Source organism: Chryseobacterium luteum (assembly GCF_000737785.1).
Taxonomy (GTDB): Bacteria; Bacteroidota; Bacteroidia; order Flavobacteriales; family Weeksellaceae; genus Chryseobacterium; species Chryseobacterium luteum.
In genome coordinates, this window is sequence record NZ_JPRO01000006.1 from 32455 (window position 1) to 50528 (window position 18074).

An 18074-nucleotide genomic window follows, 5' to 3' on the forward strand; every position below is an offset into this window, starting at 1 on the left:
ACCAATATTTTAAGTATTAAAAAAATAACCCCCAACACAGAAAGTAACTGTTATTCAATAATTTATAAAGAAAATTATTTTAAAATCGCAGATTGGGTCAATTTCAAAGATGAATATTTATTATTTTTGAATCACTTTAAAAAGTAAATTTAAACCCTATCAATGAAAAAAATAAGTTTCGTCTGCCTCAGTCTTTTGGTTTTTACAGCCTGTAAAAATGATTCCAAAAAAGAAATTACTGAGACAACAGCAGCTAAAAAAGATACCATCGCCGTAAAAGCACCTTCAGCAGATCCCACCACTCCGGAAACCAAGGAAATCCCCGCTTTGAAAGAATGCACGGAAAAACAGGTAGAATACGAAACTGAACAGGAATGTATCTTTAAAAACACCTCTGTTGATGAAGTCTATAGAAGAACGATAAAAGATAAAGAGATAGAAAAAGCAGAGCTTTTATTGACAGATCTGCCCAAAGAAAGCACCACAAAAGAAATTAATCAGGATGGTCTGATTTCCATAAGCTACAAGGTTTCTCCAAAGAAAACAGATATTGAGTTTCAGTTTGAAGGCGGAGTAACCACCTTAAGTCTGGAGCAAATGAATAAAGACGTTAAAAGAACCATTATTCACAGCGCAGATTAAGCCGGCAAAGAAGCACCATAATAATTTGAATCAAAAATATCCTGAGTTTAAAAAATATTTTATACCTTCGCCTGGTGAATTTCAATAACACGACATATTATTATAGAATTTTTAACTCAGATCTGGGATAGGGATTCTTATGAACATAACTTAAAACCTCGTCCTGGACGGGGTTTTTTATTTTAAATTAAAAGAAAGATGAAGATAAGTATTCTTGGTACAGGTTTAATTGGTGGTTCAATGGCTTTAAAATTAAGGGAAAAAGGCATTGCAGATTTCATCTACGGGATTGATAACAATCAGCAGCATATCAGTAAGGCACTGGAGCTTAAAATTATTGACGCCGGTACAGATCTCGAATATGGAGTGAAAAATGCGGACTTTATTATCATTGCCGTTCCTGTAGACGCGGCCAGAAAACTGCTGCCGGAGGTTCTTGATCTTATTTCTGACAAACAGACTGTAATGGATGCCGGATCTACAAAAGCAGGAATCGTAAATGCAGTTAAAAATCATCCGAAACGTTCAAGATTTGTGGCTTTTCACCCGATGTGGGGTACCGAAAACAACGGCCCGGCATCTGCTGTTTCGGACAGCTTTTCAGGAAAGGCCGGAGTGATCTGCAATAAAGAAGAATCCGCACCTGATGCACTTCAATTAGCTGAAAAAGTCGCAGAAAGCCTTGATATGCACCTGATCTACATGAATGCAGAAAACCACGATGTTCATACTGCTTATATTTCGCATATATCACACATTACGTCTTATGCTCTGGCCAATACCGTTTTGGAAAAAGAACGTGAGGAAGAAACTATTTTCCAGCTTGCAAGCTCCGGTTTTTCCAGTACGGTACGTCTTGCAAAATCCCATCCGGAAATGTGGGTTCCCATCTTTAAACAGAATAAAGAAAATGTTCTGGATGTTCTGAACGAGCATATTGCCCAGCTCAGAAAATTCAAGGCTGCATTGGAGAAAGAAAATTATGAATACCTTGAAGAACTGATCAGCAATGCCAACAGGATCAGAGGGATATTGAGATAAAATAAATTAAAAGGGATTGGATTGCAGATTGCAGGGAATAGGACTTCGTTACTGTGATATCCTGTATTCCTTACTCTATTTTTTGAAACCAACCCATTCGTTCTTATGAATCATGGACCAGGTTGCAGGACTTGACTATAATTTACTTATATTTTTTGCTTCTTACGCTTATCTGCGACCTGATATCCACCCTTACGTTTTCAATTTTAATATTTATATTTTAACTTTATTAAAAAATGTTTTAACTTTATTAAAAAAAAGCTTACTTTCGTAAAAAATATAATCAATGAAACTTCCGACGGTTTGTCCAAGTTGCGAAAATACTTTAAACGTAAGTCAGATGAAATGCCCGAGTTGCAAAACAGAAGTAAGCGGCGATTACGAACTTCCCGTTCTGCTCAAGCTGAACCGTGAGGAGCAGGAATTTGTTGTGAATTTCTTACTTTCCAGCGGGAGCATCAAAGAAATGGCCAAACAGGCCGGACTGTCCTATCCCACCATGAGAAACAAAATGGACGACCTGATCACCAAAGTCGGACAGCTAAAAACCAACCTGTAAACCACCCCTGATGAACTGGAAAACAATTTTTAATCCATTTGAAAGATTTGATGATAAACTGCTGCTGGTTGTTGGCCTTTTGGGAACAGCTCTGGCAATTTTGACGGGATACTGGACCGGCAACCGTTTCAGCAGCATTTACAGGATCAGCCGCCTGGACAAGGTGAGCCTTGAAGCTGTCGCTATTCCCACTTTAATAAGTTTTGCTTCAGCCATTATCATTCTTTTCATATTGGGCAGGATCTTAAACAATAAGACGAGACTCATCGATATTGTCAATACCGTACTCATTTCACAACTGGTAGTGATTATTTTTCAGGTGATGGATAAAATACCCTTCATAAAAGCTACCCAGACCAGAATGGCCAGCCAAAGAGCCCATCCTTCGGAAGCCTTACCTATCTGGGATCTTACCATCATGATTGGCACTACATCCATTATCCTTATCATTTTAATCTACAGTATCACTATCTATTACAACGGCTTCAAAACAGCAACCAACATCAAAAAATGGCAGCATATTGCTCTTTTTGCAGCCGTATCATTGTTGACCACTATGATCTGCCAAATTTTAATATCTAAATACTTTTAAATAACATGAAAATCAAATTTCTATTGGTGCTGGTCTTTCTGGCACAGCTTTTTCACGCCCAAATCGAAGGAATATGGAATGGTGAACTCGATACCCAAATGATGAAACTTCCTTTGGTTTTAAAGATCAAAAAAGGACCTTCCGGATACACTTCCCTGATGAACAGTCCCAAACAAAGCAAAGACGACATCAGTGTAGACCAGACAGATTTTACTGATAATGAGCTTAGTTTTGAGGTCAAAAAAATCAATGCCAGTTATAAAGGAGTTTTTAAAGACAATCACTTTGAAGGCACCCTCACCCAGGGCGGAAAAGCACTTCCTTTAAACCTGTTCAGAGACGTTCCGGTTTCTAAAAACGCTGATGTTTCCTATCTCAATGGGAAAGCAATCAACAAAGAAAAATTGGATGATTTTCTGGATTATATTAGTAAGAAAAATCAGGGAATCGGCAGTGTTTCTATTTTCAGAAACGGAGTTCAGGAGTATCACAAAGATTTTGGCCAGCAGCTGTTGAAAAATGTGGCTTATGATAAAGAAACCCAATATCAGATTGGGTCTGTCAGTAAAATGATCACCGCAGTCATGCTGATGCAGCTCGTTGAAAGCGGTAAGCTTAAGCTGGATGAAAAACTGTCAAAATTCTATCCTGAAATTCCTGATGCAAAAAAAATTACCTTACACCAAATGCTGAATCATACCAGCGGATTGGGCGATTACGTAGGTAAGCCAAAGGATAACTGGCTTTTCAAAAATCCGGTAGGTGATCAGGCCATCATCGCAGAAATCAAAAAGCAGGGGGTAAGCTTTGAACCCGGAAAGAAATTAAGATATTCCAACTCAGCTTATTTTCTTTTGAGCAGGATTCTTGAAAAGCTTTCAGGTAAGCCATACAATGTCATATTAAAAGAAAACATCCTTGATAAAGCAGGCATGAAGCATACCTTCTCGGTAATGGATCATCCTAAGAATGTATTTAAATCTTACACATTTGCAGATGGCAGCTGGAATGAGGTCTCTGATTTTAATTTCCACAACTGTATTGGTTTGGGTGATATAGTTTCTACAACAGAGGATATGAACCTCTTCATTGATGCTTTATTCAACGGAAAATTCATCAAAAAAGAAACGGTTGATATGATGATCTACAACAAAAATGAAAAGGTTTTCGGAATGGGAATGATGAAAATGCCTTTCTATACGATTACGGCTTACGGACACGGCGGCGATACAGCCGGTTCTCATTCTATCGTTTCTTACGAGCCTACCGACAAGCTTTCTTTTGCTGTCACTTTAAACGGTGAAAACATGCACCATAATGACCTGTACCTTGGTATTTTAAACCTGCTGTACGGCAGGGACTATAAGTATCCATCGTTTGATAATGGTAAACCTAACACTGAGCCGGACCTATATTCAGGAGAATATGAATCAAAAGAAATTCCGATTCCTTTGACAGTCTTTTCCAAAAACGGAACTTTATTTGCACAAGGGAAAGGACAGCCTGAATTTCCTCTAAAAAAGACGGAGAAGAATAAATATCAGTTTGAACAAGCAGGCATCACGATTATCTTCATTCCTGAAAGTAAGCAAATGCAACTGATCCAAAATGGAAAAACATCTCTTTTTAATAAAAAGTAGTCCGATCTTTTTTAAGCCAGTAAAAATTTTTAAGTTTTCAAGAATAATATAATTGAGTTCTGCTGTAAGAATTACACTGAAAAATCATTTGATTTTCTTAACTCTTCCTAATCGCTTCATTGACCTTAATGGTTTAAAATAATTAAGATTTAAAATTCATCATAAAAAAATCCTTAGATTACTTTTTCTAAGGATTTTATATTTAAAAATATGTTTTCTAACATTCAGGAACGTTCACCGCAATAGCCAGCCCGCCTTCCGAAGTTTCCTTAAAACGGTCACTCATAGATAAAGCTGTTTCCCACATGGTCTGTATGACTTCATCCAGTGTTACTTTCGCTTTGGCAGGATCACTTTCCAGCGCTATATTAGCTGCCGTGATCGCTTTCATGGCGCCCATTGTATTTCTTTCAATACATGGAATCTGTACCAGTCCTTTAATGGGGTCGCAGGTAAGTCCGAGATGGTGCTCCATGGCAATTTCAGCCGCCATTAATACCTGGCCTATACTTCCGCCTAAAATTTCCGTCAACCCTGCCGCTGCCATCGCTGATGAAACACCGATCTCGGCCTGGCATCCGCCCATTGCAGCAGAAATAGTTGCATTTTTCTTGAATAAGGTGCCTATTTCTCCGGCTACAAGTAAAAACCTTACGATATCATCTTCGCTGATACATTCTGTAAATGCCTGCGAATACATTAAAACTGCCGGAATTACACCGCTGGCACCATTTGTAGGGGCCGTGATGATCCTTCCGAAACTGGCGTTCTCTTCATTTACAGCCAATGCAAAACACGCGATCCACTTATTGATATTGGTGAAATTTTCTTCCGCATCTACAACCATCTGAAACCATTCATCAATATTTTTATAGATCTTATCTCCCAAAAGCTTCCTGTTGATCCCGGCAGCCCTTCTGGTTACATTTAAACCTCCGGGAAGAATGCCTTCTTTATTAACGCCTTTGTAGATGCATTCTTTAATATTCTTCCAGATATTCATGGCTTCCTGTCTGGTTTCTTCCTGAGATCTCCAGCTTTCTTCATTGATGAGGATCAGGTCTGAAAACCTTTTCAATCCTAGTTTTTCACAGTATTTTACAATATCCGAACCGTGGTGACAGGGATATAGTGTCCGGACACAGTGTTTTTCTATGGATTTTTTTTCCTGGCTTGCAATAAAACCTCCTCCTACAGAATAAAAATCCTGAACAAGCTCGGTTCCATCTTCAAAAACAGCCTTAAAAATCATTCCGTTGGGGTGAAAATCAAGGGATTTCTGCATATTTAAAACCAAATGATACCCGTAGATAAAAGGAATTTCTTTTTCTCCACCCAGGTTAATGGTTTGCTCTTTTTTTATTTTCTCTATTTTTTCATCAATTTCTGAAGTATTGATGATTTTAAAATCTTCACCGTTCAACCCAAGCATTCCGGCAATATCCGTTCCGTGCCCGATTCCTGTTTTCGCCAGGGAGCCGAAAAATTCAATAAAAACTTCCTTTACTTCTGCGATTGATCTTTCCCTTTTTATAATTCTGATAAATGCAGATGCCGCATTCCAGGGTCCCATCGTGTGTGAACTGGACGGGCCTATTCCTACTTTAATAATCTCAAAAACCGATATTGATTCCATAAATCACTGATCATTTTCCTCTTAAAACAAAGATACATGATAAAATATTAATAAAACCAGTCTGAAATTAGGTTTAATGTCTTATTTAAAGATTTCAGGTTACCATTTTAAGCTTTCTTCGTGTTGGGAAATATCAAGTCCTTTATTTTCAGCTTCTTCGGAAACCCTAAGGGTAATCATAGAATCTGTAATTTTATACAGAAGCAGGGAACCAAAGAAGGTAAAAGCTGAAACAAGAACCAAAGCCGCCATATGATGGGCAAAAACTTCGATTCCTCCATGAAGAAGGCTCGCATTTTCACCATGGGCCAATATAGCGGTAAGAATCATTCCCATGATGCCTCCTACTCCATGGCAGGCGAAAACATCGAGGGTATCGTCTATTTTCTTCAAAGCTTTCCAGTTCATCATCACATTAGAAACGATTGCCGCTGCAAATCCTATAAAAAGACTTTCCGGGATACTTACAAAGCCACAGCCGGGAGTAATGGCTACAAGTCCTACAACAGCACCGATACAGGCTCCCAATGCAGAAACACTTCTTCCGTTGATCCGGTCAAAAAAGATCCAGGTCATCATGGCAGAAGCAGAAGCAATAGTGGTTGTTCCGAAAGCCGTAGCAGCAGATGCATTCGCACTCAGAGCAGATCCGGCATTAAACCCAAACCATCCGAACCAAAGCATTCCGGTTCCTAAAAGTACGTAAGGAATATTGGAAGGCTCATGATGCGGGTTTTTCCTGTTTCCCAGAACCAAAGCACCCGCTAAAGCGGCAAAGCCGGCACTCATATGAACTACAGTTCCGCCTGCAAAGTCTTTTACCCCAAAGTATTTATTCAGAAGTCCGTCAGGATGCCATACCATATGGCAAAGCGGCGTATAGATAAAAATGCTGAAAAGCACCATGAACAGCAGATAAGAGATAAAGCGAACCCGCTCGGCAAAAGAACCTGTAATAAGAGCGGGTGTAATAACTGCAAACTTCATCTGAAAAAGGGCAAAAAGCACGAAGGGAATGGTGGAAGCCATCATTTTGTGAGGCAGTGCCCCCACATGGCTGAAAAACGGATAACTTAAAGGGTTTCCAATGATTCCGTAATGCACACCATTGATCTCAAAGCCTAAAGAATCCCCGAACGATAAAGAAAACCCAACCACAACCCATAAAATGGAAATAACACCGAGCGCAATAAAACTCTGCAGCATCGTGGAAATTACATTTTTCTTGCCTACCATTCCTCCGTAAAAGAATGACAGTCCGGGTGTCATCAGCAATACAAGGCCGGCTGCCGCAAGGATCCATGCGACGTCTGCCCCTACAATTTTGTCTTCACTGAGAAATTCTCCTGTGTTGGGAACATCAACAGCCGGGCTCCAAAATAATCCTCCGAAGGCTACAAGGGTGATGACTGAGAATGAAACAATCCATTTTAAACCAATTTTCATATAATTTACATTTAACCCCATCAAAATTAAATATAAATTTTATAAAAACATAAAATTTTACAAAATACCCCTTAAAAAACATATCTTATTTAAAAACTTAAACGGTTTAAACAAAAACTTCCTTCAATATTTTGGACACTTCTTTATATTTTGTGGCCGGAAAGAGATGAGTACCTCCTTTGATGACATAATCCGGTTTTGAATATTTAATAGGAAAGACGATATCTTTATCACCCAATATCTGTATAACTTCAGGAGTTTCTTCAAATTTCCATTCGGAAACCTTTTCCACAGACCATTTGAGATAATAAGGATCTCTGACCTTGAAGTATTGGAGAATCTTAGGATTTTTAGGATCGAACAGTTTTCTGACTACAGAATATGCGTTTGCAGCTTTGTCATTAAACATGCCCACAGGAAGTATTCTCGGAATTTTTGTGATTTCTCCGGTTTTTATAAATTTAGATTTCTCTTTATCTGATTTGATGCTTCCCATAATGACCACTTTTTGCGCGGGCTTCAGCCTGTTGATCTCCTGCACCATAATGCCGCCAAAAGAATAACCCAGCAGGCAGAACGGCTCGGAATCATCCACTTTTTCCGCCATTCTTTCAACATAGGAATGAAAGGGCTCGTTTTTCTCAGGGATGAGCCAGTCTATAAAAATTAACTCACAGTTCCCGGGAAACTCCAGCCTTTCCAACACTTTAAAGTCTGCTCCGAGACCGCTTACCACATAAATTTTCATTATACTAATTTATGAAAAACATGGGAAAAGACATAGATTAAATTTTAGGTTGCCTGTTTTTTTAACCGTTAAGAAGATTGAAGGCTCTTAAAGTGGGCTTTGTGCAATACTTTTGAAAAGTACATGCATAAAAAAATGGACCGTTTATAAAAACCGCCCATTTTAGTATCTGATTGTATATTTTACTTATTTCTTTTTCTTTACAGGAACCCTGTTCTCATTATCCAGCTTTTCTGTAGAAACTCTGAACTGGATATCCATTTCGTTCTTGATGAAATAATCTTTCAGTGAAGACTGGTAGAATACTTTGAAATCTCTTCTGTTCAGTGAGAATTTAGCAGACTCCACGACTACCGTAAACTGGGTTACGTATACATTTGCAGGGAAAGTGATTGTTTTTCTTACTCCTTTGATGGTAACATCACCGTATACTGTTGAATTGTATTCACTATTTGCTAAAGGAATGATTTTAGTCAAGTGAAATTTTGCGATCGGGAATTTTTTAACCTCAAAGAAATTGGTGCTTTTCAGGTCATTGGTAAGCTTGATCTGATCTTCCTCGGAAACATCTCCCGCCATCAGGCTCCTCATATCTATAACAAACTCTCCGTCTACAAGGACTGTTTTATCAAAATTGAATTTTCCGCTTTTCAGCTTTACTGTCCCTGAATGCGAAGAAGCCTCAGTTTTTACAACTTTATATCCCCACCACCTGATCTCTGATGAAGTCACTTTTGAAACTTTATCAAATTTCTTCTGTGCAGAAACAAATGATATGCTCGCACACATCATAGCAAACAATAGTAATCTTTTCATTCTTTTTTATTTACAATTCAACAAAAATAAAAAAAAGTGTAGAACTTCTACACTTTTAATAATCTTTTTTTGATTAAATTATTTAGCAGTTACCTTTACAATCATTTCAATGTCATCTTTCACAAAAACATCCTGCATGGTAGATTTGTAAGCAACGTCAAATTTCTGTCTGTCGAAAGAGAATTTATCAGATACCAGACTTACTACTCCTTTGCTGTAAGCAATCTTTGCAGGGAAAGTAATTGGGCTTGTTTTTCCTTTAACGGTAAGGTTTCCTGTTACTAAAGAATTATAGATCTTATCACTGTTTTTCTTTACAGAAGTAATTTTGAAAGAAGCCGTTGGGAATTTTTCAACTTCAAAAAAGTCACCGTTCTTAAGGTGTCCGTTCAGTTTCTGCTGATATTCTCCCGAAAGGTCAGTTGAGCTGATGGAAGTCATATCCAATACAAAGCTCCCTCCCACAAGATTATTTCCTTTCATGATCATGTCTCCTGATTTTACTTTTACAGTACCGTCATGAGAGCTTGCCTCAGATTTTGCCACTTTGTATCCCCACCAGTGAACGTCAGATGCTACTACTTTTTTTGACTGTCCGAATGCAAGGCCACCAGCTAAAACTGCTAATAAGAATATTTTTTTCATTTGAATAAAGTTATTTTACTTGTTTAATGCTGCAAATGTAGCCAACTTATCTGATAGATTTCATTGATGTATATCAATAAAATCAATTATTTTTATGAATAATATCATTCTATAAAAAAACTCCGGAAGTTCCGGAGTTGTGTATTTTAATTTTGATAGTAAGCAGTGTACAGTGCCGTCCCTTTTAATGCGGTGTGATTCTGCTTGATCAGATAAATCGGTATGCCTTTCAGCAATGCTTCCATCTTATCGCTTATCTTGAACTTTTCATAGAATTTACCTTTGTCGATATACTCTCTGATTACTTGCGGAATATCTCCCGAAATCAGCAGTCCTCCGGTAGCCTTAAACTTCAGCACAAGGTTGTTTGCTTCTCTTGCAAGAAATTCCAGGAAGGTATCTAAAGCAATTTTACAGATCAGAACATCATCTTCAACTGCGGCTTTGTAAATTTCCTGAACAAAATCTCCTCCTGAAAGACGTTCTGCAAGCCATTCCGGTTCCGGATGCCTTTTTACGTCTCTCAAGAATCTGTAAATATTGAAAAGACCGGTTTTGGACAGTACATTTTCCCAGCTTACAATACCGTAGATATTGTTTAGGAACTGGTAAAATTCCACTTCCACATTGGTTCTTGGTGAAAATTCCGAGTGTCCTCCTTCCGTAGCGAAAGGTCTCAGGTATTTCCCGTCAAAGAAATAACCGGCTTCACCCAGCCCGTGGCCGGGAGCAAGGATGGCTACATTCCCTTTTTCAAGATGCCCGCTGGTGTAGATCGGGTCTAGGTCATCATCTTCAAGAAGCGCCATACCATAAGCGGAAGCTTCAAGGTCATTGAGCATATCTGCTTTTTCAAAGCCGAAATCCCTGGTATATTCTTCAATATCCAAGTCCCAGCCTAACCTTGCAGGGCTGCTTTTCCCGTCAATTACAGGTCCGGGTACAGCCAGCGACAGACGTTTTACATTCTCCAGCTGATTATCCTGAATGAATTTTTTCAATATATCAGAAAACAAAGCATAGTCTTTCGTACTATATTCATTCTGAGTTTTTATCTCAAGACCTCCGTTAGCGGATACAAAATGGCCTAAGATGGTTATATCTTCACGGAGACTTGCACCAATGATAGAAACATTATCATTATTGGTATTTTCTACTCCTGGTAAATAAAGCGGAAATTTTGGATTCAATATCATAACCTCAAATTTTATCAAATATAATAATAGTTTTTGTAAATATTGCAGGGAAGCAAAAAACCTTTTCATTTTCACAAAAAGGCTTGGCTAATAATTGTTTATATATAAATCTAACTACTTTCCTAATGGAATATTGTACCCGAATCCTACTCCTATATTTCCCACATTGTAGTCCTGTCCGGCGATATCGCCTTTATCTCCTACAAAAACTTTCTGATACTGTACGAAGAAATTCCAGTCTCTGTTGTGGTACCCGATTTCCGGCTTGATATAGAAACCTCCGTCCGGTCTGTCGATTGAGCTGTTGGAAGCCACTTTTTCATTTCCCACAAGGAATCCGTATCCTAAGTCCGTGCCAAAGTAGAAACCGGTCTGTTTCGGGTAGATTCTTATCAGCGCTCCTACAGGAATTACCCCTACATCATTGTTATCATAGCCATTGTTGCTTTTTCCAAAATAATGAGTATATCCTGTTGCAATACCTAATCCAAATCCCGGAGTGATCAAATTCTGATAGGACACATCCACACCTGCAGCTGCAGAAAGATTATCTGACGGAACTGCCAAACCAACATTAGCTCCTACTTTGATCATGTTATTCATCTGCGCGCTCTGTGCACTTGCCATACCTGCCATTAAGATTCCAGCCAGCACTATTGATTGTTTTAACATTTTCATAACTCTAATTTTAAATTTTACTAATGCAATAAGCTGTAAAAATCGTGCCAAGGAACCGCTTTATATGAGTTTTAACACTCAGATCTATTACAAAATAATGATTATCAATAGGTTAATTTGCATCAAAATCAAATGATTGTTTAAATTAAATATTGAACATCATACTATTACGAATTCTTAACCGTTATTATTTTAACCTTTCTGCTTCTACATCATCAAAACACTAAATTCTCTCAACATGGCCGATTCAATGTTACATAATAAGCATCTTCTCTGGCGGGCCGGTTTCGGACCCGGAATCAACCAGATTGCAGATCTGAAAAATATAAATATAAAAACGCTGATCCAGGAATTATTCAAGGAAGGAAACTTCACAGAAATAAACTATGATACCCCTGATCCCCAAACCTCAGATGATATGACGGACAGCAGAACCCCGGCAGAAAAGAAAAAGGAAATGCAGCGCATTATCAGGGAGCAAAACAATGAGCTTAACCTGAATTTCCTGAATGAAATGGTCAACAGCAAAGAGCAAATGAGAGAAAAAATGGCATTTTTCTGGCACGGACATTTTGCATCCAGAATCAACAATTCAAAATTCAGCAAGCAGCTTCTTAACACGATCAGGAAAAAGGCGCTGGGAAATTTTAAAGATCTTCTCTTCGAGGTAAGCCAATCCCCTGCAATGCTGAATTTCCTGAATAATCAGCAAAACAAAAAAGACCATCCGAATGAAAACTTTGCCCGCGAGGTAATGGAATTATTTACCATGGGAAGGGGAAATTACACTGAAAAGGACATCCGTGAAGGAGCCAGGGCATTTACAGGCTGGGGCTATGACAAGGAAGGCAATTTCAAGGAACGAAAAAACCTGCATGATGAAGGAACGAAAACATTCCTGGAGAAAACGGGAAATTTTACAGGAACTGACATTTTAAATATCATCCTCGAAGAGAAGGCCACTGCGAAATTCATCACCACAAAAATATATAAGTTCTTCGTCAATGAAAATGTGGATAATAGTATTGTAGAACAGCTGAGCACAGGTTTCTACAACTCCGGATACGATATCAGAAAGCTCATGACCGAAATCTTTTCGGGTTCATGGTTCTATGATAAAAAAAATATCGGCAACAGGATAAAATCCCCGATAGAACTGATGGCCGGAATGATGCGGATGCTGCCAATGAATATCCAGAATCCTGAAAACCTTATTGTTTATCAGAAACTGCTGGGACAAATGCTCCTCTACCCGCCGAATGTCTCAGGATGGCCGAGCGGAAAATCATGGATAGACAGTTCTACCCTGATGCTAAGGCTACAGATTCCACAGATATGGTCCGGCCTGCGTCCCTTGGAATACAGTCCGCGCCAGGATGATGATATCGACATGGGAATGAAATCCCGTGAAACCGCCATGAACAAATCTTTTAAGAATCCTAATATTACGATTGACTGGAGCAGGCTGGAAAAGGTTTTTGCTGATAAAAACTGTGAAGATTATTTGATTCAGAGCTCTAAAACGCTTGATATGGATTCTGTAAAGAATTTCTCAGACAAAAGTATAAAAATGAATATCATCAACCTGATGTCTACCCCGGAATATCAGTTGTGTTAGGTTGCAGATAATAGGTTGCAGGTTGCAGGCAGCAGGCAGCAGGTAATAGTAGCCGCCGTTTAGCCTTGCAGACTTTGATTTATTATTTGTTACTTCAAGTACCTGTTTAAATTTTATTCAATACAATTATGATGCAGAAATAATTATTAAAGAAACATATTCCTGTCACAGATTAAAGAGATTTAGCAGATTTATTTCAGTTATAAAAATCTGTGTAATCAGCCAAATCAGCGAGATTTTAAAGATTTAAAGCCTCTAAAAATATTGATAAGAACTTCAAATATAAATAAAACCGAGATCCACCCCTGCAACCTATTACCTGCTGCCTGCTATCTATTATCTATTATTTGCAACCTTTAACTTAAAACAAAATTATGTTAATCAAAAGAAGAGAATTCCTCAAAATAAGCTCATTAGCCACCGCATCGCTGATGATGCCCAATTTCCTGAAAGCAATGACATTGGATGAAGCATTAGAGCCCAATCAGAAAATTCTTGTAGTATTGCAGTTTACAGGTGGAAATGATGGCTTGAACACGATTATTCCTACAAAAAATGATATTTATTTTAAAGAAAGAAACAGTATTTCCATTAAGGATTCTTTAGTTTTAAATGATGAAACGGGAATCAATCCGGCACTCTCCTATTTTAAAGAGCTTTTCGATAACGGTGAACTTTCAGTAATGAATAATGTGGGCTATCCGGACCCGGACAAATCCCATTTCAGAAGCATGGATATCTGGCATTCTGCAAGCCGCAGCGACGAGTTCCTTGAAACCGGCTGGCTGGGACGTTTTCTGGATGAAGAATGCTACCGGTGCGAGCATCCCACACAGGCATTGGAAGTGGATGATATGCTGAGCCTCGCACTGAAAGGAGAAAATAACAAGGCATTTGCTTTCAAAGATCCCAAAAGACTTTATCAGACCAGCCAGGAGAAGTATTTCAAATCCCTGTATGACCACCATCACGATGATGAAACGGTTTCTTATTTATACCAGACTCTTGGTTCTACCATTAATAATGCAGATTATATTTTTGAGAAAAGTAAGTCAAAAAAAACAGACCAGACTTATCCAAATTCACAGCTAGGAAAGGATTTTAAAACCGTAGCTTCGTTGATCAAATCTGATATCAACACCCAGGTTTATTATCTTTCTGTGGGAAGTTTTGACACCCATGTCAACCAGAACGAAAGGCAGTCAAAGCTTTTCAGCGACATCAATGAAGCAGTAAAATCATTTGTAGCCGATCTGAAAAGCAACGGAATTTTCAATGATGTTCTACTGATGACGTTTTCGGAATTCGGGCGCCGGGTAGCTCAAAATGCAAGCAACGGGACTGATCACGGGACTGCCAACCAAATGTTTTTCATCAGTGGAGGATTAAAAAAGAAAGGACTGCTGAACGCACTTCCGGATCTGCAGAAACTGAATGAAGGCGATCTCATCTATACAGAAGATTTCAGAAAAGTATATGCTACGATTCTTAAAAACTGGCTTAAAGCGGATTCCTCCAAAGTGCTGGGCTGGAAAAACGGGATCTATGATTTTATTTGATTTAAAATAGAACTGTTACTGTGATCATGTTAATTAAAATGGAAATTTTCCCAGCCTCATAGGTTTTAAAACCTATGAGGCTGGGAAAATTTCCATATTATTTAAAAACCTTTGTAAAGCTATCTTTTTCCAGTTTTTCCAGGGAGAAATCAAAATCGGATTCTTCTTTTTCAAAAGTAATTTCTGCCCCCAGTTCTGTTACGAGCACATTAAAGGACAGCGGCTCATACCATTGCTGGTAAAGTGCTTCCGTAGCCATCACCGAGATCGCAGAATTTCCTGAAACATGGGCATGTCCGGCTCCAAAATTAAGAAGCACAAAACACTGTTTTTCTCCCTTTGGCAGCAGCATTCCAAGGACGGTCTGCCTCTGGACGGAATTACATTTTGCTTCTGCAAAAAGATGATCGGGGTTCATCATATATTCTCTTGAGATATGATCTCCTTTTCCGATCACAATCTTGTATCCGCAATCCGGGTTTCCGGAATACACATTATTCATGATCAGGGTCGGAACATTCAGGCCTTTGGCAGCATACAGATATTCCACGGCACCATTGGGCGCAGAGGTCATATCTCCGGAATACATCAGATTCCCGTTATCCTGGTTATAAGCTGCATTCCATCCTGTTTTTCCTCCGATGTTCAGTGCTGAAAGATCAAGATCATACGCTCCCCAGTTATCTTCCCAATAAATTCCGACAGCCAGCTTTTCTCCTGAGAACCTTGTCCCGGCAGGAATATTTCCTACGAACATTTTCTCGGAGGTTGGCAGCCCGAATTCTACATTGTCAGGGAAACAGAACTTCTTTCCGGAAAGATCAAATCTTGATTTTAAGTAATTCAATATAAAATCAAAATTCTTTTCACCCACCGTTCCTGCTTTTCCAGGTTTCACCCAGGATTTTCCGTTTCTGATTCTATACACAAACGTATCCTGTCCGTACATCCTCTGATAACAGGCAGACAAAGCTTTGAACAATGCAAACGGAGTGGCATTATCCAGCCAGTGCAGATCGCTTTTTTCCAGCAATGTATGGGTAGCTTCATTCAACGGATTAGAAACGAGTGGCTGATGATGAATTTTCGACAGCTTTGAGATCTTATTGATGGTTTTAGAGGATCTTTTTTTATACGCTAAAAACAACGGTTTGAATCTGTTAAAAACCTGGGCAATCCTTTCCAGTCCATATTTTTCAAACAAATCGGACGGATTAAATTTACTTTCTTTGATGGCTTTGATCAATTCTTCATTTTTGATCAGAAGAGTGGTATCCGTAGTTTTATAAATTACATATCTGAAAAATTCTACAGGATTGGCCGGATAGATCTGATACAGATCCGCTATTTTTATAATGGCTTCTTTGTTCCTGATATTTTCCGATCCTGTAAAGGTATAATTCAAGTCTTTTGTTAAAACAGAAAGAAGATCGTTAATGGTTTCATCTTTCAGAGCTATTCCCGACTTCAGCAATGACAGGCATTTTTCTGTCATTTCTTCTTCAGAACAGGCTTTTATTACTTTGAAAACCAATTTTGCGTTGGGCACATTCAATACTTCATCAGGAATATAAATTTCATCCCGGAAATTGCTTCCGTAAGTAGAAATATAGTGTTTAAGCTGTTCAATAAACAACTCAATTCTCGTACTTTCTTTTATTTTCTGCCAGGATTTATGGAAAGTCTTGTTCAGATCATTTCCGTTTAATTTTTCTTTTGCATAAAATTTTATGATCTGATCTTTGGCCCAAACGGCATCTGCTTCGATCACAAAGCCTGCATCGGAAATAAAAGGTGTACTTTCAGTTTTTTTGGCCAGTACGGCATTAAATAATTGAAGTGTTTTCATTGGATAAAAATTAAAAATAAGTGAGGAGTATGGTTTTTAAAGAAACAATATAGGAACTCCTTTTACCTATTATTTTGAAAAAGGCGGAGAGTAATTACCCTTTATAGGAACTCTGTTTGCCTTATTTTTTTGCGGATGAAAACACTTCAATGGTACTCAAATATAAGTAATTTTCATCAGTATTATTTATAACCTTATAGGCTTTTTAAACCTATAAGGTTTGAATGACAAAGCATCCTCAGCATTATGCTTTTCTATACTTCTTCTTTTTCTTCCAGGGTGCATTTTTCCCCACATCCCCTGCCATGATACATCCGTAAGGCATCACCTCATCCAGCACTTCGCAAAGTCCGTATTCTTCAATCTGTGCTCTTACGTTTTTAGCGCTTTTATAAGCACTTGGCAGCTCGGAAATGTCGATTTCATTGGAGAAGAAACGGATATCCAGTCCTTTGGTTTCCTCTTCGAAGATTTCCTCAACTGTTTTATGGGCCAGTGACCTTTTATGCTGTGTTCTGCTGAAATTTCTTCCGGCTCCGTGGGGCGCAAAACCCAGATTTCTCCCATTGGTTTTTCCCTGAACGATCAAAACGGGTTCTGACATATTCAGTGGAATCAATCTTGGTCCTGTGATATCCGGCATAAATTTATCATCTAACGGGGTGGCTCCTTTGGCATGATAAAAAAGATCACCATCCCTGAAAACGAAATTATGCTCATTCCAATATCTATTCTTCTTCTCTGTTCCCAGTTTGTTTAACACTGCATCATGAATATTCGTGTGATTTTCTTTCGTCCATGCTCTGATCAGCTGAAGAGCTTCCCAATAGGCCTGTCCTTCTTCTGTATCGAAGGGAATCCATGCATTTTCTTTCAGTGTTTCAGGAGAAATATCCTGTCTGAAACGGTTGGCCACCTTCATTCCTTTATCGTAAAGAGCCGCACCCGGAGCCCTTGAACCGTGATGGGTAACCAACATGGTATTTCCCGTATTTTTGGACTTACCAACAAACAGGAAGTGATTTCCGTCTCCCTGGGTTCCCATATGAGAACGGGCAATGCTGATCAGCTTTTCATCGTTTAAGAAGTAATTTTCTCTGAACGCATCCATAAGCTCCTGAGACATCGGCATCTGTTCTCCTCTCGGTCTTCCTCCGTATCCGAAATGCGTCACTGAATGGGCTGCATCCAATACTTCTTTAGGATCGGCATCTCCAAAATCCGTCAGCATGACAGAACAGCAGATATCTGCGCTATGAAATCCCGGGTGGATTGCGTTTTTAGCGACAACCACTCCACCTACCGGAATCAGTCCTTCCGGACCTGTAGGACAGGCATCGGGCATCAGGGCTCCGGTGGTCAGCGTAGGTGTTTTCATTAAGACTTTCATCGTATTGATCACTTTTTCT

16 protein-coding genes are annotated in these 18074 nt (G+C 38.8%); 7 read left to right on the plus strand and 9 right to left on the minus strand.

Annotated elements, in window-relative coordinates; genetic code table 11:
- Nucleotides 1-162: 162 nt before the first annotated feature.
- The 5 genes from IX38_RS21905 (at nt 163) to IX38_RS09095 (ending at nt 4474) form a co-directional block, all read left to right on the plus strand.
- Complete coding sequence (locus IX38_RS21905; RefSeq protein ID WP_051884582.1) at nt 163-642, plus strand: hypothetical protein; 480 nt, start codon at nt 163-165, stop codon at nt 640-642.
- Between the two features lie 198 nt (nt 643-840).
- Nucleotides 841-1683, plus strand: a complete 843-nt coding sequence (locus IX38_RS09080; protein WP_034704009.1) for a prephenate dehydrogenase — start codon at nt 841-843, stop codon at nt 1681-1683.
- 286 nt (nt 1684-1969) lie between these two features.
- The gene (locus IX38_RS09085) at nt 1970-2242 is read left to right on the plus strand and encodes a DUF2089 family protein (protein WP_034704011.1); all 273 of its coding nucleotides are present in this window, start codon (nt 1970-1972) and stop codon (nt 2240-2242) included.
- A gap of 10 nt (nt 2243-2252) precedes the next feature.
- A complete protein-coding gene (locus IX38_RS09090) occupies nt 2253-2834 on the plus strand; it encodes a YIP1 family protein (RefSeq protein ID WP_034704012.1) in 582 nt (193 codons plus the stop codon).
- 5 nt (nt 2835-2839) lie between these two features.
- A complete protein-coding gene (locus IX38_RS09095) occupies nt 2840-4474 on the plus strand; it encodes a serine hydrolase domain-containing protein (RefSeq protein WP_051884585.1) in 1635 nt (544 codons plus the stop codon).
- Nucleotides 4475-4691: 217 nt separating this feature from the next.
- On the opposite strand, the gene IX38_RS09100 is transcribed toward IX38_RS09095, so the two are convergent.
- The 7 genes from IX38_RS09100 to IX38_RS09130 form a co-directional block, all read right to left on the minus strand.
- On the minus strand, nt 4692-6110 hold the full coding sequence (locus IX38_RS09100; RefSeq protein WP_034704014.1) for an L-serine ammonia-lyase: 1419 nt from the start codon (nt 6108-6110) through the stop codon (nt 4692-4694).
- A 99-nt stretch (nt 6111-6209) separates the two neighbouring features.
- Nucleotides 6210-7556 carry an ammonium transporter gene (locus IX38_RS09105; RefSeq protein WP_034704142.1) on the minus strand — a complete coding sequence of 449 codons (1347 nt, stop codon included), beginning with the start codon at nt 7554-7556 and terminating at the stop codon, nt 6210-6212.
- A gap of 106 nt (nt 7557-7662) precedes the next feature.
- Nucleotides 7663-8304 (minus strand): alpha/beta hydrolase, encoded by a 642-nt coding sequence (locus IX38_RS09110; protein WP_034704016.1) that lies wholly within the window; start codon nt 8302-8304, stop codon nt 7663-7665.
- Nucleotides 8305-8490: 186 nt separating this feature from the next.
- Nucleotides 8491-9120, minus strand: coding sequence for a YceI family protein (locus tag IX38_RS09115; protein WP_034704018.1), 630 nt, complete (start codon nt 9118-9120; stop codon nt 8491-8493).
- 78 nt (nt 9121-9198) lie between these two features.
- Entirely contained in the window at nt 9199-9765 is a 567-nt protein-coding gene (locus IX38_RS09120; RefSeq protein ID WP_034704021.1) for a YceI family protein, read from the minus strand.
- A gap of 146 nt (nt 9766-9911) precedes the next feature.
- A complete protein-coding gene (locus tag IX38_RS09125; protein ID WP_034704023.1) occupies nt 9912-10961 on the minus strand; it encodes a glucokinase in 1050 nt (349 codons plus the stop codon).
- A 114-nt stretch (nt 10962-11075) separates the two neighbouring features.
- On the minus strand, nt 11076-11639 hold the full coding sequence (locus IX38_RS09130; protein ID WP_034704025.1) for a membrane protein: 564 nt from the start codon (nt 11637-11639) through the stop codon (nt 11076-11078).
- A gap of 250 nt (nt 11640-11889) precedes the next feature.
- Here IX38_RS09130 and IX38_RS09135 point away from each other — a divergent pair, with 250 nt between their 5' ends.
- Nucleotides 11890-13257, plus strand: a complete 1368-nt coding sequence (locus IX38_RS09135) for a DUF1800 domain-containing protein (protein WP_228377930.1) — start codon at nt 11890-11892, stop codon at nt 13255-13257.
- A gap of 374 nt (nt 13258-13631) precedes the next feature.
- Complete coding sequence (locus IX38_RS09140; protein ID WP_051884588.1) at nt 13632-14816, plus strand: DUF1501 domain-containing protein; 1185 nt, start codon at nt 13632-13634, stop codon at nt 14814-14816.
- A gap of 97 nt (nt 14817-14913) precedes the next feature.
- On the opposite strand, the gene IX38_RS09145 is transcribed toward IX38_RS09140, so the two are convergent.
- Both IX38_RS09145 and IX38_RS23430 read right to left on the minus strand, forming a co-directional pair.
- Nucleotides 14914-16665, minus strand: coding sequence for a hypothetical protein (locus tag IX38_RS09145; RefSeq protein ID WP_034704029.1), 1752 nt, complete (start codon nt 16663-16665; stop codon nt 14914-14916).
- A gap of 244 nt (nt 16666-16909) precedes the next feature.
- Nucleotides 16910-17710, minus strand: a complete 801-nt coding sequence (locus tag IX38_RS23430) for an RtcB family protein (protein ID WP_394331182.1) — start codon at nt 17708-17710, stop codon at nt 16910-16912.
- Nucleotides 17711-18074: the final 364 nt, after the last annotated feature.

Excerpts from the sequence above, each read along its gene's own strand:
- IX38_RS09115 (WP_034704018.1), bottom strand. The coding sequence starts at position 9,120 with ATGAAAAGATTACTATTGTTTGCTATGATGTGTGCGAGCATATCATTT.
- IX38_RS09135 (WP_228377930.1), top strand. The coding sequence starts at position 11,890 with ATGTTACATAATAAGCATCTTCTCTGGCGGGCCGGTTTCGGACCCGGA.
- IX38_RS09085 (WP_034704011.1), top strand. The coding sequence starts at position 1,970 with ATGAAACTTCCGACGGTTTGTCCAAGTTGCGAAAATACTTTAAACGTA.
- IX38_RS09130 (WP_034704025.1), bottom strand. The coding sequence starts at position 11,639 with ATGAAAATGTTAAAACAATCAATAGTGCTGGCTGGAATCTTAATGGCA.
- IX38_RS09145 (WP_034704029.1), bottom strand. The coding sequence starts at position 16,665 with ATGAAAACACTTCAATTATTTAATGCCGTACTGGCCAAAAAAACTGAA.
- IX38_RS23430 (WP_394331182.1), bottom strand. The coding sequence starts at position 17,710 with ATGGGAACCCAGGGAGACGGAAATCACTTCCTGTTTGTTGGTAAGTCC.
- IX38_RS09120 (WP_034704021.1), bottom strand. The coding sequence starts at position 9,765 with ATGAAAAAAATATTCTTATTAGCAGTTTTAGCTGGTGGCCTTGCATTC.
- IX38_RS09100 (WP_034704014.1), bottom strand. The coding sequence starts at position 6,110 with ATGGAATCAATATCGGTTTTTGAGATTATTAAAGTAGGAATAGGCCCG.
- IX38_RS09080 (WP_034704009.1), top strand. The coding sequence starts at position 841 with ATGAAGATAAGTATTCTTGGTACAGGTTTAATTGGTGGTTCAATGGCT.
- IX38_RS09090 (WP_034704012.1), top strand. The coding sequence starts at position 2,253 with ATGAACTGGAAAACAATTTTTAATCCATTTGAAAGATTTGATGATAAA.
- IX38_RS09125 (WP_034704023.1), bottom strand. The coding sequence starts at position 10,961 with ATGATATTGAATCCAAAATTTCCGCTTTATTTACCAGGAGTAGAAAAT.
- IX38_RS09095 (WP_051884585.1), top strand. The coding sequence starts at position 2,840 with ATGAAAATCAAATTTCTATTGGTGCTGGTCTTTCTGGCACAGCTTTTT.
- IX38_RS09140 (WP_051884588.1), top strand. The coding sequence starts at position 13,632 with ATGTTAATCAAAAGAAGAGAATTCCTCAAAATAAGCTCATTAGCCACC.
- IX38_RS09110 (WP_034704016.1), bottom strand. The coding sequence starts at position 8,304 with ATGAAAATTTATGTGGTAAGCGGTCTCGGAGCAGACTTTAAAGTGTTG.
- IX38_RS21905 (WP_051884582.1), top strand. The coding sequence starts at position 163 with ATGAAAAAAATAAGTTTCGTCTGCCTCAGTCTTTTGGTTTTTACAGCC.
- IX38_RS09105 (WP_034704142.1), bottom strand. The coding sequence starts at position 7,556 with ATGAAAATTGGTTTAAAATGGATTGTTTCATTCTCAGTCATCACCCTT.